Below are 14,336 nucleotides of genomic sequence, written 5' to 3' on the forward strand. Positions count from 1 at the left end.
CKTCGTAGACGTTGTTCAGCACCTGGAAGATCGAGGTGAAGATCCGCGAACCGCCGGGCGTGCCCAGCACCAGGCTGACGTGGCCGTCGCGGGTGACGATGCTCGGGCTCATGGAGGAGAGCATGCGCTTGCCCGGCTCGATGGCGTTGGCGTCGCTGCCTACTACGCCGAAGGCGTTGGCCACGCCCGGCTTGGAGCTGAAGTCATCCATCTCGTCGTTGAGCAGGAAGCCGGCGCCCTTGACCACCACGCCGCTGCCGAAGTCCCAGTTGAGGGTGTAGGTGTTGCTGACGGCGTTGCCGTCCTTGTCGACGATGGAGAAGTGCGTGGTCTGGTGCGGCTCCAGGCCCGGGCGGACTTTCTCGGTTGCCGAGATGGCGTCCGGGTTTACTTCCCCGGCGCGCTTGGCGATGTATTTCGGGTCGGTCAGCTGGGCTACCGGCACCTTGGAGAACTGCGGGTCACCGAGGTAGTCGGCGCGGTCGGCGAATACGCGCTTCTCGATCTCCGAGAGCAGATGGATGTACTTCGCAGAGTTCAGTTCCACGCCCTTGAAGTCAGCGGCGCGCTGTTCCTTGATGCCGATCAGCTGGGCCAGGGCGATGCCGCCGGAACTGGGCAGCGGCGCGGTGTAGAGGGTGTTGCCCTGCCAGTCGATGCGCATCGGCTCGCGCCACTTGGCCTTGTAGTCGACCAGGTCGTCGGAAGTGATCAGGCCGCCATCCTGCTTCATCTGCGCGATGAGCAGCTTGGCTGTCTCGCCCTTGTAGAAATCGTCCGGGCCCTTGTCGGCGATGCGCTCCAGGGTCTTGGCCAATTCCGGCTGCTTGAACACTTCGCCCGGTTTCATGGTACCGAAGTAGTCGCCGAAGTTGGTCTTGCCGTTGAACAGCGCGATAGCGTCCTGGCGGTACTGGTACTGCTGGTCGGCGACCTTGAAGCCCGTCTGCGCGTAGCCGATGGCCGGGGTCAGCAGCTCGCTCCACTTCAGCTTGCCGAAGCGCTTGTGCGCTTCCCACAGGCCCATCACGGTACCCGGCACGCCGGCGGCCTTGGCGCCGACCAGGCTGAGGTTCTCGATCACCTCGCCTTTCTCGTTCAGGTACATGGTCTTGGTCGCGGCCTTCGGCGCGATCTCGCGGTAGTCGAGGAAGTACGGCTTGCCCTCGACGTACAGGGTCATGAAGCCACCGCCGCCGATGTTGCCGGCTTCGGGGTAGGTGACTGCGAGGGTGAAGGCGGTGGCGACCGCGGCGTCGACGGCGTTGCCGCCCTTCTTGAGGATCTCGGCGGCGACTTTCGCGCCGTACTGATCGGGCGCTGCAACCGCGCCGCCGTCGAGGGTGACGGCGAAGACCGACGAACTCGCCGCGAGGATCGCGACGCCCAGGGTCAGCTTGCTGAAGTGGAACACGCGCATGGGACTTCCTTATTTATTCTTGTGCTTGCGGTGAGGTTGAGTGCCCCGGCGAACCGGGGCACTCGGGTAGAACAACAGCGGGATCAGTGCGGCAGGATCTTGGCGAGGAACTGCTGGGTGCGCTCGGCGCGGTTCTGCAGGTCACCGAAGAATTCCTCCTTGGGGCAGTCCTCGACGATCTGTCCGCGGTCCATGAAGATCACCCGGTCGGCGACCTTGCGGGCGAAACCCATTTCGTGGGTCACGCACATCATGGTCATGCCTTCGTGGGCGAGCTGGACCATCACGTCGAGCACCTCGTTGACCATCTCCGGGTCGAGTGCCGAGGTCGGTTCGTCGAACAGCATGACGATCGGGTCCATGGCCAGTGCGCGGGCGATCGCCACGCGCTGCTGCTGGCCGCCGGAGAGCTGGCCGGGGTGCTTGTGCGCATGGGCCTTGAGGCCGACGCGGTCGAGCAGCTTCATGCCCTTGTCCATCGCCTCTTCCTTGCTCCGCCCGAGCACCTTGCGCTGGGCGATGGTGAGGTTTTCGGTGATGGTCAGGTGCGGGAACAGCTCGAAGTGCTGGAACACCATGCCGACCCGCGAGCGCAGCTTGGGCAGGTCGGTCTTGGGGTTGGCGATGGAGGTGCCGTCGACGGTGACATCGCCCTTCTGGAAGGGCTCCAGCGCGTTGACGCACTTGATCAGGGTCGACTTGCCCGAGCCGGACGGCCCGCAGACCACCACCACTTCACCCTTGGCGACCTTGGTGGTGCAGTCGGTGAGAACCTGGAAGTCGCCGTACCACTTGCTGACGTTATCGATGGAGATCATACGGTTAACCTTTTCTGCAGGCGCTTCACGCAGAGGGACGCGGCGAAGCTGATGACGAAGTAGACGAGACCGGCGAAGATCAGGAATTCATGGGGCTGGCCGATGATGTCGCCACGCGAGCGGGCGGCGTTGAGGAAGTCCATCAGGCCGACCGAGTACACCAGCGAGGTGTCCTGGAACAGGATGATGCTCTGCTGCAGCAGCAGCGGGGTCATCTTGCGGAACGCCTGCGGGAGGATGATCAGGCGCATGGACTGGCCGTAGGTCATGCCCAGCGCATACGACGCGCCGATCTGCCCTTTCGGGATGGCCTGGATGCCGGCGCGGACGATCTCGCAGTAGTACGCCGCCTCGAACATCATGAAGGCCACAAGGCACGAGGTGAACGCGCCCACGGGGGTGTCCTGGCCGGTGATCCAGCGCAGGATGAACGGCACCGCGAAGTAGAACCAGGTGATCACCAGCAGCAGCGGGATCGAGCGGAAGTAGTTCACGTAGAAGCCGGCGATATTCGACAGCAGCTTGCTGCTGGACAGGCGCATCAGCGCGAGGATGGTGCCCAGCACCACGCCGCCCAGCACACCCAGCGCCATCAGCTGCAGGGTGGTGATCATGCCTTCCCAGAGGCCGGGGAGGGCGGGGACGATCTGGCTGAAGTCCATCATTTACCTCCCACGGAGATCAGGCCCGGCACGGCGACTTTCTTCTCGACCATGCGCATGATCAGCATCAGGCTCATGTTCAGGGTGAAGTAGATCGCGGTGGCGAGGGTGAAGGCCTCGAACAGGTTGGCGCTGAATTCGGCGGTCTGCTTGGTCTGCGCCAGCAGCTCCATGAGGCCGATCAGGGAGGCCACCGAGGAGTTCTTGAAGACGTTGAGGAATTCCGAGGTCAGCGGCGGAATGATGATCCGGAAGGCTTGTGGCAGCAGCACGTGGCGATAGACCGCCGGCAGGCGGAAACCCACGGCGCTGGCGGCGGCGAGCTGGCCCTTGGGTAGCGCCTGGATGCCGGTGCGCACCTGCTCGCAGACCCGCGCGGCGGTAAACAGGCCCAGGCACACGACGACGCTGATGAAGGCCGAGGTTTCCGGGGCGATGCCCAGTTTGAACCAGTCCTGGATCGGCTGCGGCAGGTAGTCCGGCACCAGGAAGTACCAGATGAACAGCTGCACCAGCAGCGGCACGTTGCGGAACAGCTCCACGTAGGCGGTGGCGATGCCCGACAGCCAGCGGTTGGGCAGGGTGCGCATCACGCCCAGCAGCGAGCCGAGCGCCAGGGCGACGACCCAGGCCGCGAGCGACACGGCGATGGTCCAGCCCAGGCCGGTGATGTACCAGTCCAGGTAGCGTTCGTCGCCGATCCCGGTGGACTTGAAGAACACGCCCCAGTCCCAGTTGTAATCCATGACGGGTTTCCCCTCGATTGCTTTGCACGGTGGCTTTGTACGGTACGGGGCCGGATGCGGGCGCAAGGCCGCCCGCCACCCGCGGGTAGCGGGTGTTCCGGCATCGTCAGATTGGAAGTTGGGCCGGGAGCGCATGGCTTGCGCTCCCGATCCCCCGCGTGGCTACGCCTTGTGGGCGCAGCCGCGCGCGACCGTTACATCTGCTCGGCAGACTTGTCGGTCGGATTGGCGATCAGCTTCTTGAGCTCATCACTCATCGGGAAATTGAGGTTCAGGTTCTTCGGCGGGATTGGCTGCATGAACCACTTGTCGTAGATCTTGTTGACCTCACCCGAGGCGAAGGTGTCGGAGATGGCCTTGTCGACCACCTTCTTGAACGGCGCGTCGCCCTTGCGAACCATGCACGCGTAGATCTCGTAGGACTGCGGCTTGCCGACCACATGCCAGTCGTCCGGCTTCTTGGCCTTGGCCATTTCGCCGTAGAGCAGCGCGTCGTCCATCATGAACGCCACGGCGCGGCCGGACTCGAGCATCAGGAAGGATTCGCCGTGGTCCTTGGCCGAGATGATGTTCATGCCCATCTTCTGATCGGCGTTCATCTGCTTGAGCAGGCGCTCGGAGGTGGTGCCGGCGGTGGTCACCACGTTCTTGCCCTTCAGGTCCGGGAAGTCGTTGATGCCCGAGCTGGTCTTGGTCAGCAGGCGGGTGCCGACCTCGAAGATGCCGACGGAGAAGTCGACCTGCTTCTGGCGCTCGAGGTTGTTGGTGGTGGAGCCGCACTCGATGTCCACGGTGCCGTTCTGCACCAGCGGGATACGGGTCTGGGAAGTGACCAGGTTGTAGCGGACTTTCAGCTCGGGGAGGTTCAGCTCTTTCTTCAGGGCTTCGACGACCTTGATCTGCAGGTCGTGGGAATAACCTTCCGGCTGGCGCGGGTCGCTGCCGAGGTAGGAGAAGGGGATGGAGGCGTCACGGTGGCCGAGGACGATGGTGCCGGAGTCCTTGATCTTCTTCAGGGTACCGGTCAGTTCTTCGGCGACGACGGGAGTGGCGAGCAGGGCCGCGACAATGGCGACGCCCAACGCACGGGGTGCGAAACGCATGGAGACTACCTCGACTGGTTGTGTTTGTTATTCAGTCCTGCGCCGACGAGGCTCACTCCAGGCCGGTCGCATGTTCGAGGTGGAGCAGAGCAGGCTCCGTGCCAAGGCTGTCTTTTTTATTCAACCATTTGAATTTAAACGATTATTTATCTTGCTATGGTGATCGATAAGCCATCTGTCATTCGGATATCCGGATTTTTCAGGATTCCTCGTTCGGAAAACCGAACGACAAACAGGGTCAGACGTCCGGCTGGCCGCCCCATTGGCCGCGCTGGAACGGCTGGTCGCGATCGGCCAGGTGCGCGGCGATGCGCTCGAGCAATTGGTGCGTCGGAGCGCGCACGCCAGTGACGGTCTGCCCGAGAGCCAGCGCGAGGATCAGCAGCAGGGCGGCGGGATGGAAGGCCGGTAACTGCGCACGGGTGGCGGCGAGGAAGGCCGCGCTGGTGCCCAGGCCCAATGTCAGGCCGGCGTAGACCTCGGAGGGCGAGTGAACGTTGATCGCCAGACGCGAGAGACCGACCAGTACGGCGATCACTGCCGCCAGCGCGGCGGCGGCCAGGCCGGCGCGGCGCGTGGTGAAGAGCTGCGCGGCCAGCGTCGGCAGCACGGCACCGGCCAGCATGCTGTGCCCGGAGAAGCCGGTGAAGTTCAGGTTCGGAATTCCGATTCCCCAGCCCATGAACGCCAGCTTCGAACCGACCACCAGCGCGGTCGAGAATCCGAACAGCAGCAGCCACAGCCCGGCCTTCGCGGTCTCGCGGCGATACAGCAGCCAGCAGAAGACGAGCACGGCGGCCGGCGCCAGCAGGGAGCTGTCGCCGAGGCGGGTAATCATTGGCCAGAAGGACATGGGCATGGGACGGCGGGGCTGAGGCGGGCAACGTTAGCACAGCCCGGTGCCGTCCCCGAGAGCCGTGCGACGGGATGCGACCCTGTGCGCATGCGCCAGCTTGGCCCCGGCGCCAGCGCTGGCCCACAATGGCGTCTTCAGTACAAAGGAATGTTCGCCATGGAAATGGAAAATCCCTACCGCGCCCCCGAAGCCCCATTGGTCGAGGCGCATGCTGGCGCCGAACAGGCCAGCCGGTTCTTCGTCATCTCCATCACCAAGATGGTCGTGCTGTATGTGGCGACGCTGGGGCTGTTCAACCTCTACTGGATGTACAAGCACTGGTCGATCCAGAAGCCGTACATGCCGCGCAAGATCAACCCGCCACTGCGCAGCCTGTTCATGATCTTCTATATCCACTCCCTCGCCCGACGCGTGCACGAAGCGCTGCCGGAGGAACGACGCAGGGCCTGGCGCTATGGCAGCGACGCCACCTGGGCGGTGGTGCTGCTGATCCTCTCCAATGTCGCCGACAAGCTCACCAGCCGAATTCCCGAACTCAGCCACTACAGCCTGCCGTTCCTCATCCTCGGTCTGGTGCCACTCATTCCGCTGACGAACATCCAGCGCCGCGCCAACGAGGCCAGCGGCGATCCGCTGGGCCGGGGCAACGCCTCGCTGACTCGCTATAACGTGCCGTTCCTGATCCTCGGCGGCCTACTCTGGGTGCTGATCCTGATCGGCTCGGTGGCGGAGTTCGCCGGCGTCGCTTGAGCCACCCTCGCGCCGCAGCAGTTCGCGCTTGCGCGGCAGGCCCCAGCGATAGCCACCTTCGCCGGTACCGCCGACCACGCGGTGACACGGCACCAGCAGGCCGACGTTGTTGCTGGCGCAGGCGCGGGCAATGGCGCGCGGGTGGGTGCCCAGTTGCTCCGCCAGTTCGCCGTAGCGTCGCGTCTCGCCGCTGGGAATGCGCGTGAGGGCGCGCCAGACGCGCAACTGGAAGGCGCTGCCGTGCAGGTCCAGCGGCAGGTGGGCGGCCTGTTCGGGCTCTTCCAGCTGGATGATCACCTCGCGCAGCCAGTCGCCCAGCCCCGTGTCGTCGCGGGTTCGCTCGGCGGCGGCGAAGCGTTCGGCCAACTGGCGTTCCAGCTCGCTGGCGTTGTCGGCGAAGAGCAGGGCGCAGACGCCCTTGTCGGTGGCCGCCAGCAGCACCAGCCCGAGCGGGCAGGGCGCGATGGCATAGCGCAGTCGTTCACCCGCGCCTTTCTGCCGGCGTTGTGCCGGGCTCAGCGGCGTGGCGCTTTCGTACAGGGCTCGGGTGCCGGAGTAGCCGGCCTCCAGCGCGGCGTCGAGTACCGAGCGCGATTGCGGCAGCGCGGCGGCCAGGCGCTGCTCGCGGCGGGATTCCGCCCAGGCTCGGGGCGTGAGGCCGGTACGGGCCTTGAAGGCACGGGCCAGGTGCGAGGCGGAGAGACCGATGCGGCTGGCCAGTTCGTCCAGGGTCAGGGGCTTCTCGGCCTTGTCGAGCAGCTCGCAGGCCGCAGCAACCAGCGCATCGAGTTGCTCGCGCGGGCTCGGGCCACGCGGCGAGCAGCGCTTGCAGGGGCGGAAACCGGCAGCTTCGGCCGCCTCGGCGGCGCTATAGAAGGCCACGTTCTCCCGTGATGGCCGGCGTGCCGGGCAGTTCGGCCGGCAGTAGACGCCGGTGGAGCGCACGCTGAAGACGAAACGTCCCTCGTAACGCGCATCGCGCTCGCAGACCGCCTGCCAGCAGCGCTCGGGGTCAAGTCGGGTGGTCGTCATGGCTGTCTCCGGGGCAATGGCCGTTGGGGAGATTCTCCGTCGGGCCTGGCGGAGCAGCAATCCGCATCGCGTTTTCAAACTCGTTGTCGCCGGCCGGGCTACGCTTGCAGGGTATCCCCAGAGAGACCTCCATGCCCTTGCGCCGATTCTGCCTGTGCTGCCTTCTGCTGCTCGTTGCGCTGTGCGCCCAGGCTCGAGCAGCAAGCCTGGCGCTGTCCGATGAGGAGCGTGCCTTCGTCACGGCCCACGAGCCGATCCGTGTCGGCCTGTTCCGCGCCGGCTGGCCGCCGTTCGAGGTGATCGACGAGTTCGACCAGTTCCATGGCATCAGCGCCGATTACCTGCAGCTGATCTCCGAGCGCCTGGGCATGAAGGTCCAGCCGGTGCTCTACAACACCTGGGAAGAGGTGCTGGCCGCGGTGAAGGCAGGCGAGGTGGACCTGCTGCCGTCCATGGCGGCCACCGACGAGCGCCAGCGCTTCCTGAGCTTTACCCAGCCCTACGTCACCACCAGCAGCCTGATCTTCGCCCGGCGCGACAGCACTATCCGCACGCTGGACGACCTGTCCGGCCGCCGGGTCGCGGTGGAGCAGGGCTATGCCGTCCATGAGCTGCTGGCCAAGGCGGTGCCGGGGATCGACTTCGTGCTGGCGGAAGACTCGCCCAGCGCGCTCAAGGCCGTCTCCATCGGGCGTGCCGATGCCTATGTGGGCAACCTCATCACCTCGACCTTCCTGATCGAGCAGCTCGGCCTGTCCAACATGGAAGTGCGCGGCGATAGCGGGCTGGGCAACAGCCAGGTGCGCTTCGCCACGCGCAAGGAGCTGGAGCCGCTGGTGCCGCTGCTGGACCGCGCACTGAACAACATCACCCGCAATGAGCAGGAGGCGATCCAAGCACGCTGGTTGCCGTCGCTGGACGTCTTCGACTGGATGCACCTGCTGCAGATCGCCTGGCCCTGGGTTGTGGGCGTGCTGGCCCTGCTGACCTTCGTGCTGGTGTGGAACCGCCGGCTGTCGATCCAGGTGGCCGAGCGCGCCCGCGCCGAAGCAGAGGAGCGGCGCCAGCGCAGCACTCTGCTGGCGTTGATCAACTCGATTCCCGATCCGATCTGGTTCAAGGACACCCAGGGCCGCTACCTCGGCGTCAACCAGGCCTTTGCCGACTGCCTGGGGCGGCCGCCGGAGGACATCGTCGGGCGCAGCGACCAGCAGATGTTCAGCCGCGTGGCCGGGGCCGGCCGGCAGGAGCGCGACCGCCAGGCGCTCAACGAGAGTGAGCCCTATGCCAGCGAAGGCTGGGTGGTCTATCCCGATGGTCGGCGGGTGCTCTTCGATACCCTGCGCAGCGCCTTCCACGACGACCACGGCCGGCTGCTCGGCTTGGTCGGCGTCAGCCGCGACGTCACTGCGCGCAAGTCCACCGAGCTGGCGCTGGCCGAGGCCCGAGACCTGGCGGAAGAGGCGGCGCAGCTCAAGAGCGACTTCCTGGCCAACATGAGCCATGAGATCCGCACGCCGCTGAACATCATCATCGGCCTGGCGCACCTGCTCCAGGAGACCACCCTGGACCCGCAACAGGTGGATTACCTGGGCAAGATCCAGGGCTCGGGCCAGTACCTGCTGGAGCTGATCAGCGACATCCTCGACCTGTCGCGCGTGGAGGCGGGCAAGCTGGAGTTCGAACACATCCCCTTCGACCTGGAGCGTCTGCTCGGCGAGCTGTTCGACCTGTTCAACATCCGCGCCGCCAGCAAGGGCCTGGCGGTGCACTGCGAGATCGACCCGCGGGTGCCCGCCCAGGTGGTGGGGGATTCGCTGCGCCTGCGGCAGATCCTGATGAACTACGGCAACAACGCACTGAAGTTCACCGAGCAGGGCGAGGTGGTGCTGATCGTCCGCCTGGAGGACGAGGACGAAGACAGCCTGCAGCTCTACTTTGCCTTCCGCGATACCGGCATCGGCATCTCCGAGCCGCAGCAGGAGCGCCTGTTCGAATCCTTCCAGCAGGCGGACAGCTCCATCACCCGCCGTTATGGCGGCTCCGGCCTGGGCCTGGCGATCTGCAGGAAATTGGCGGAGGCGATGGGCGGTAGCGTCGGCGTGGAGAGCGAGCCGAACCGTGGCAGCCTGTTCTGGTGCCGGCTGCCCATGGGGCGGGTCGACGACTCGGTCAGCCTGAGCCTGCAGAACATCAGCCACGAACCGCTGCCGGTGCCCATGCTGCCGGCCGCGGCGGCGGCGCCTGCGCTGCTGGAGAGCGGCAACGACGCCGAGGTCGAACAGGTCTGCCGGCGCCTGGCGCACCTGCTGGCCGCCGACGACCCGCGCGCAGGGAGGTTGCTCGGCGAACGTGCAAGCCTGCTGCGCAGCGTCTTCAATGAGGGCTATGAGGGCATCGCCACGAGCGTGCGGCGCTTCGAGTTCGAGCGGGCCCTGGAGAGTCTGGTGAATCTCGCGAGGGAGCGCGATATCCGTATATGAAGTGGCAGATATGGAAATGCGGGACAGGAACACGCGGACAGGGCGGTGGTCCGATCCCCCATGGCATGTCACGAATCTGACCGATGCGAGGAGTTGCGATGGATAGCATGCTGGACCGGCCGGAGCAGGAGATGATCCTGGTGGTGGATGATCAGCCGGACAATCTGATGCTCATGAGCGAACTGCTGATGGACCGCTACCAGGTGCGCGTTGCCGCCAGCGGGCCGAAGGCGCTGCGCCTGATGCAGAGCGATCCGCGCCCGGACCTGGTGTTGCTCGACATCATGATGCCGGAGATGGACGGCTACGAAGTCTGCCGCCAGCTCAAGGCCGACCCGCTGACCCGCGACATCCCGGTGATCTTCCTGACCGGCATGGTCAGCCCCGCCGACGAGCAGAAGGGCCTGGACCTGGGCGCGGTGGACTACCTGACCAAGCCGATCAGCCCGCCGGTGACTCTGGCGCGCATTCGCGCGCACCTGAACCTGAAAGCCAATTCCGATTTCCTGCGCGACAAGAGCGAGTACCTGGAACTTGAGGTGCGTCGCCGCGCCCGCGAACTGCAGGCGATCCAGGACGCCACCCTGGAGGCGATGGCGACCCTCTGCGACCTGCGCGACAACCCGCACAGCAACCACCTGGTACGCATCGAGCACTACATGCGCCTGCTGGGCAGCGCGTTGTCCCTGCACAGCGAATTCGCCGCCGAGCTGTCGGTGGAGAACATCGAGTTGCTGGTGCGCTCGGCGCAGCTGCACGACATCGGCAAGGTCGCCGTGCCTGATCGTATTCTGCACAGCCCCGGCCAGTTGGAAGAGGCCGACCGGTTGATTCTCGAAAGCCACACGACCGTTGGTCGAGATGCCCTGGCGGCGGCCGAGCGCAAGCTGGGCTCCCCGGCGGATTTCCTGCGTTTCGCCAAGGAAATCGCCTACAGCCACCATGAGCACTGGGATGGCAGCGGCTTTCCGGCGGGCCTGGCTGGCGAGCAGATTCCCTTGGGCGCGCGGATGCTTTCGCTGATCGATTGCTATGACGAATTCACTTGCCGCCATGCCTATCACGCCTCGCTGACCCCGGACGAAGCGGCCGAGCGCATCAAGGCCGGCGCCGGCAGGCAGTTCGACCCGCGCGTGGCGGAGGCTTTCGGCGAAGTCGCCGAAGGCTTCGCCAACATCGCCCAGCGCTACGCCGACAGTGACAAAGCGCGGGGGCTGGAACTGCAGCGCCTGGAAGATGCCGTGACCGAAAGTATCGAGCTGACGCCGCCTGAACCCTGATCGCACTGGGCGGTTGTCGATGATTGCCGTATAAGGAGCGCAGCGCCCCAGAGAGGTACGCCAGGAAGCCCGATGAAGACCCCGAAACGCCTAGAGCCGTTGATCGAAGACGGCCTGATCGACGAAGTATTGCGGCCGCTGATGAGCGGCAAGGAAGCAGCGGTCTATGTAGTGCGCTGCGGTGAAGAGCTGCGCTGCGCCAAGGTCTACAAGGAAGCCAACAAGCGCAGCTTCCGTCAGGCCGCCGAGTACCAGGAAGGCCGCAAGGTGCGCAACAGCCGCCAGGCACGCGCCATGGCCAAGGGCACCAAGTACGGCCGCAAGGAGCAGGAAGACGCTTGGCAGAACGCCGAGGTGGCTGCGCTGTTCCGCCTGGCCAACGCCGGAGTACGGGTGCCCAAGCCCTACGACTTCCTTGACGGCGTACTGCTGATGGAGATGGTTGCCGACGAAGACGGTGACGCCGCGCCGCGCCTGAACGACGTGGTGATGGAGCCGGAGCTGGCCCGCGACTTCCACGAATTCCTCATCCGCCAGATCGTCATGATGCTCTGCGCGGGCCTGGTGCACGGCGACCTGTCGGAATTCAACGTACTGGTCGGTCCGGATGGCCCGGTGATCATCGACCTGCCGCAAGCCGTCGACGCCGCCGGCAACAACCATGCCTTCCGCATGCTGGAGCGCGACGTCGGCAACATGGCTGCCTACTTCGGCCGCTTCGCCCCGGAGCTCAGGTACACGCACTACGCCAAGGAAATGTGGGCGCTCTACGAGGACGGCAAGTTGCTGCCGGATACCGAGTTGACCGGGCATTTCGACGACCCGGAAGACGAGGCGGATGTGGACTCCGTACTGCGGGAGATCGCCGACGCCATGCGCGAGCAGGAACGTCGCGAAGCTGGCCGCGCTGCCCAGGATTCCCCGCAGAAGAACGACGAGCCCCCGCCCCCGCCTTGGGAGCAGGCCTGATGCAACCGCCCGGCGAGAGGGAGCTTCTCGCGCTGATCGCCGGGCAACCTGAACGCATGCACCTGCTGCGCGTCGTGCGGGATCACGGCCCCGCGGGCGCCTGGATTGCGGCGGGCTTCGTGCGCAACGCGGTGTGGGACGCCTTGCATGGCTATGGCGAACCCACGCCGTTGAGCGATATCGATGTGCTGTATTTCTCTGCCGACTGCCTGGAGCCCGAAGCGGATTACGCCTGGGAGCGTCGTCTGCTGGGCGCCTGCCCGGATGTTCCCTGGTCTGTGCGTAACCAGGCGCGGATGCATCTGCGCAACGGCGACTCGCCCTACCTCGATTGCGGCGATGCCATGTGCCATTGGGTGGAAGTCAGCGCGGCGGTAGCGATGCGGCTGCGCGGTGAGTCCCTGGAGTTGCTGGCGCCGCTGGGCATCGACGACATCTGGGAACTGCGCGTCAGGCCCACCGAGCAATTCCGTGGCAAGCCGGACATCTACCGCGCACGCCTCGCCGCCAAGAACTGGCCGGTGCGCTGGCCGAAACTACGTATCGAGCCCTTGTAGGAGCGAGTTTGCTCGCGAACCCGCCCATCGCCGATTTGCCCGGTGAATCTGTTCGCGAGCAAGCTCGCGCCTACACAAGGCGTGTCGGAAAACTGTAAGGCCGCAACTGTATCCATACATTTCGGGCGTGGGCTGGTAATTTTCCTTTATCCCACCCCGAGCGCTCTGCCATGCCCCTTCGCCACGTCCTCCTCGCCTTGCTGGTCACCTTGATCTGGGGCGTCAACTTCGTCGTGATCAAGGTCGGCCTGCATGACTTCCCGCCTCTGCTGTTCTGCGCCCTGCGCTTCGCCTTGGCGGCGCTGCCGCTGATCTTCCTGCGCGGTCCGCTGCCGGCACCGTTCTGGCGCATCGTGCAGATCGGTGTGCTGCTGGGCGTGGTCAAGTTCGGCCTGCTGTTCGTCGGCATGCATATCGGCATGCCGGCGGGCCTGTCGTCGCTGGTGCTGCAGAGCCAGGTGTTCTTCACCGTGCTGATCGCCGCTGCCTTCCTCGGCGAGCGTCCCAGTGCGCGCGCTCTGATCGGCCTGGCGCTGGCCGCCGGCGGCCTGCTGCTGATTGGCCTGGAGCGTCCCATGGGCGACAGCCTGGTGGCCTTCCTGCTGGTGATTGCCGCCGCACTTGCCTGGGCCTTCTCCAACATCGCCACCAAGCGCTCCGGCGCCAGCGACATGCTGCGCCTGATCAGTTGGGTGAGCCTGATCCCGCCGCTGCCACTGCTGGTGCTGTCGTGGATCTTCGAAGGCCCCGAGGCCATCGAGCACGCCGTCGTGAACATCAACTGGACCGGCGCTGGTGCGCTGCTCTACATCGCCTTTCTCGCCACTACCGTCGGCTTCGGCCTGTGGAGCTTCCTGCTGCGCCGCTACCCGGCCAGCCAGGTCACGCCCTTCGCGCTGGCCGTGCCGGTGTCCGGCCTGTTGTCGGGTTGGCTGTTCCTGGGGGAAGACCTCACCACCCAGGACTGGATGGCCTGCGTGCTGGTCTTCATCGGCCTCGCCGTGACGGTGCTGCCGGCGTCGATCTGGCGCCGTCGGGCGGTGGCCAGCGCGTAGCAGGGCGTCAGACCGCCTCGCCGAGGCGGTCCACCACCCACTGATTGATGCTCTGGTTGCTCAATTCAGCCTTGATCGCTACCTGCGCGTGCAGTTGTGGGTCCAGGCGCAGGCTGAGCTTGCCGGAGAACGGCCGCTGTGGTTCGCGGCCGAGTTTTTCGCAGGTCGCCAGATAGTCATCTATCGCTTCTTCGAACGCTACGCGCAACTCGCTGACCGATTCACCATGGAATCCGATCACGTCGCGGATCCCGGCTACATGGCCAATGAACAGCCCGTCATCGTCGCTGTATTCGATGCGGGCCGCGTAGCCTTGATACTTCATGGGAGTCATGGGTGAATTCCTGCCTGTTCGAGCAAGGTGCGTGTATCACGGACCTGATAGGGCTTGGCTTCCTTGGCCGGATGCGGGCGATGGAACGTGGCGACTATGCCGTTCAGTTCGAAACGCACCCGTGAGCCATTGCCCTCGATCATCTGGGCGCCGAGTGCAATCAGCAGAGACTCGATGCTCAGCCATTCCAGTGATGCCGGGACGGGGAGGGAGTAGATCAGCTCCAGTGTCCTGCGTTGCCGGGCATTCATCCCGTGCTCCGTCAATTGGT

The 14,336-nt window shown here is 65.4% G+C and carries 14 protein-coding genes and 1 pseudogene; 6 read left to right on the forward strand and 9 right to left on the reverse strand.

Going from position 1 to position 14,336, the window contains the following annotated elements:
* From ggt to A6723_RS24830, 6 genes are all read right to left on the reverse strand, one after another.
* Positions 1-1,420: gamma-glutamyltransferase (ggt, locus tag A6723_RS31490; RefSeq protein ID WP_139093054.1), on the reverse strand; the 1,420-nt coding region annotated here is incomplete at its 3' end.
* Between the two features lie 83 nt (positions 1,421-1,503).
* Complete coding sequence (locus A6723_RS24810; RefSeq protein WP_054908369.1) at positions 1,504-2,238, reverse strand: amino acid ABC transporter ATP-binding protein; 735 nt, start codon at positions 2,236-2,238, stop codon at positions 1,504-1,506.
* Positions 2,235-2,903 carry an amino acid ABC transporter permease gene (locus A6723_RS24815; protein ID WP_139093055.1) on the reverse strand — a complete coding sequence of 223 codons (669 nt, stop codon included), beginning with the start codon at positions 2,901-2,903 and terminating at the stop codon, positions 2,235-2,237. Before A6723_RS24815 ends, A6723_RS24810 begins: the two co-directional genes overlap by 4 nt.
* A complete protein-coding gene (locus A6723_RS24820; protein WP_054908370.1) occupies positions 2,900-3,646 on the reverse strand; it encodes an amino acid ABC transporter permease in 747 nt (248 codons plus the stop codon). The genes A6723_RS24815 and A6723_RS24820 overlap by 4 nt, the downstream gene beginning before the upstream one ends.
* Positions 3,647-3,840: 194 nt before the next feature.
* Positions 3,841-4,749, reverse strand: coding sequence for a glutamate/aspartate ABC transporter substrate-binding protein (locus tag A6723_RS24825; protein ID WP_054908371.1), 909 nt, complete (start codon positions 4,747-4,749; stop codon positions 3,841-3,843).
* Between the two features lie 238 nt (positions 4,750-4,987).
* Positions 4,988-5,602, reverse strand: coding sequence for a phosphatase PAP2 family protein (locus A6723_RS24830; RefSeq protein ID WP_054908372.1), 615 nt, complete (start codon positions 5,600-5,602; stop codon positions 4,988-4,990).
* 159 nt (positions 5,603-5,761) lie between these two features.
* On the opposite strand from A6723_RS24830, the gene A6723_RS24835 reads away from it, so the two are divergent.
* Positions 5,762-6,355: a hypothetical protein gene (locus tag A6723_RS24835; RefSeq protein ID WP_175405585.1), complete on the forward strand. Its 594-nt coding sequence runs from the start codon at positions 5,762-5,764 to the stop codon at positions 6,353-6,355.
* Here the strand turns inward: A6723_RS24835 and ada are convergent.
* Positions 6,299-7,387: a bifunctional DNA-binding transcriptional regulator/O6-methylguanine-DNA methyltransferase Ada gene (gene ada / locus A6723_RS24840; protein WP_054908373.1), complete on the reverse strand. Its 1,089-nt coding sequence runs from the start codon at positions 7,385-7,387 to the stop codon at positions 6,299-6,301. The genes A6723_RS24835 and ada overlap by 57 nt on opposite strands.
* A gap of 131 nt (positions 7,388-7,518) precedes the next feature.
* Between ada and A6723_RS24845 the strand changes: the two genes are divergently transcribed.
* The 5 genes and pseudogenes from A6723_RS24845 to A6723_RS24865 form a co-directional block, all read left to right on the forward strand.
* On the forward strand, positions 7,519-9,870 hold the full coding sequence (locus A6723_RS24845) for an ATP-binding protein (RefSeq protein WP_064979879.1): 2,352 nt from the start codon (positions 7,519-7,521) through the stop codon (positions 9,868-9,870).
* A gap of 98 nt (positions 9,871-9,968) precedes the next feature.
* On the forward strand, positions 9,969-11,150 hold the full coding sequence (locus tag A6723_RS24850) for a two-component system response regulator (RefSeq protein WP_054908378.1): 1,182 nt from the start codon (positions 9,969-9,971) through the stop codon (positions 11,148-11,150).
* 72 nt (positions 11,151-11,222) lie between these two features.
* On the forward strand, positions 11,223-12,119 hold the full coding sequence (locus A6723_RS24855; protein WP_054908379.1) for a PA4780 family RIO1-like protein kinase: 897 nt from the start codon (positions 11,223-11,225) through the stop codon (positions 12,117-12,119).
* Complete coding sequence (locus A6723_RS24860) at positions 12,119-12,676, forward strand: nucleotidyltransferase family protein (RefSeq protein ID WP_054908380.1); 558 nt, start codon at positions 12,119-12,121, stop codon at positions 12,674-12,676. The genes A6723_RS24855 and A6723_RS24860 overlap by 1 nt, the downstream gene beginning before the upstream one ends.
* A 170-nt stretch (positions 12,677-12,846) precedes the next feature.
* Positions 12,847-13,738, forward strand: a pseudogene (locus A6723_RS24865) (EamA family transporter); the annotation flags it as partial.
* On the opposite strand, the gene A6723_RS24870 reads toward A6723_RS24865, so the two are convergent.
* Complete coding sequence (locus A6723_RS24870) at positions 13,739-14,065, reverse strand: type II toxin-antitoxin system HicB family antitoxin (protein ID WP_054908382.1); 327 nt, start codon at positions 14,063-14,065, stop codon at positions 13,739-13,741.
* Positions 14,062-14,316, reverse strand: coding sequence for a type II toxin-antitoxin system HicA family toxin (locus A6723_RS24875; RefSeq protein ID WP_054908383.1), 255 nt, complete (start codon positions 14,314-14,316; stop codon positions 14,062-14,064). Before A6723_RS24875 ends, A6723_RS24870 begins: the two co-directional genes overlap by 4 nt.
* Between the last annotated feature and the right edge of the window lie 20 nt (positions 14,317-14,336).

This window comes from Pseudomonas sp. AU11447, assembly GCF_001672555.2.
In the GTDB taxonomy this organism is placed as follows: domain Bacteria; phylum Pseudomonadota; class Gammaproteobacteria; order Pseudomonadales; family Pseudomonadaceae; genus Pseudomonas; species Pseudomonas nitroreducens.

What these genes read in the sequence shown, in the direction of transcription:
- A6723_RS24810 (WP_054908369.1), bottom strand. Translation starts at nt 2,238, where the DNA reads ATGATCTCCATCGATAACGTCAGCAAGTGGTACGGCGACTTCCAGGTT.
- A6723_RS24815 (WP_139093055.1), bottom strand. Translation starts at nt 2,903, where the DNA reads ATGATGGACTTCAGCCAGATCGTCCCCGCCCTCCCCGGCCTCTGGGAA.
- A6723_RS24820 (WP_054908370.1), bottom strand. Translation starts at nt 3,646, where the DNA reads ATGGATTACAACTGGGACTGGGGCGTGTTCTTCAAGTCCACCGGGATC.
- A6723_RS24825 (WP_054908371.1), bottom strand. Translation starts at nt 4,749, where the DNA reads ATGCGTTTCGCACCCCGTGCGTTGGGCGTCGCCATTGTCGCGGCCCTG.
- A6723_RS24830 (WP_054908372.1), bottom strand. Translation starts at nt 5,602, where the DNA reads ATGTCCTTCTGGCCAATGATTACCCGCCTCGGCGACAGCTCCCTGCTG.
- A6723_RS24835 (WP_175405585.1), top strand. Translation starts at nt 5,762, where the DNA reads ATGGAAATGGAAAATCCCTACCGCGCCCCCGAAGCCCCATTGGTCGAG.
- ada (WP_054908373.1), bottom strand. Translation starts at nt 7,387, where the DNA reads ATGACGACCACCCGACTTGACCCCGAGCGCTGCTGGCAGGCGGTCTGC.
- A6723_RS24845 (WP_064979879.1), top strand. Translation starts at nt 7,519, where the DNA reads ATGCCCTTGCGCCGATTCTGCCTGTGCTGCCTTCTGCTGCTCGTTGCG.
- A6723_RS24850 (WP_054908378.1), top strand. Translation starts at nt 9,969, where the DNA reads ATGGATAGCATGCTGGACCGGCCGGAGCAGGAGATGATCCTGGTGGTG.
- A6723_RS24855 (WP_054908379.1), top strand. Translation starts at nt 11,223, where the DNA reads ATGAAGACCCCGAAACGCCTAGAGCCGTTGATCGAAGACGGCCTGATC.
- A6723_RS24860 (WP_054908380.1), top strand. Translation starts at nt 12,119, where the DNA reads ATGCAACCGCCCGGCGAGAGGGAGCTTCTCGCGCTGATCGCCGGGCAA.
- A6723_RS24870 (WP_054908382.1), bottom strand. Translation starts at nt 14,065, where the DNA reads ATGACTCCCATGAAGTATCAAGGCTACGCGGCCCGCATCGAATACAGC.
- A6723_RS24875 (WP_054908383.1), bottom strand. Translation starts at nt 14,316, where the DNA reads ATGAATGCCCGGCAACGCAGGACACTGGAGCTGATCTACTCCCTCCCC.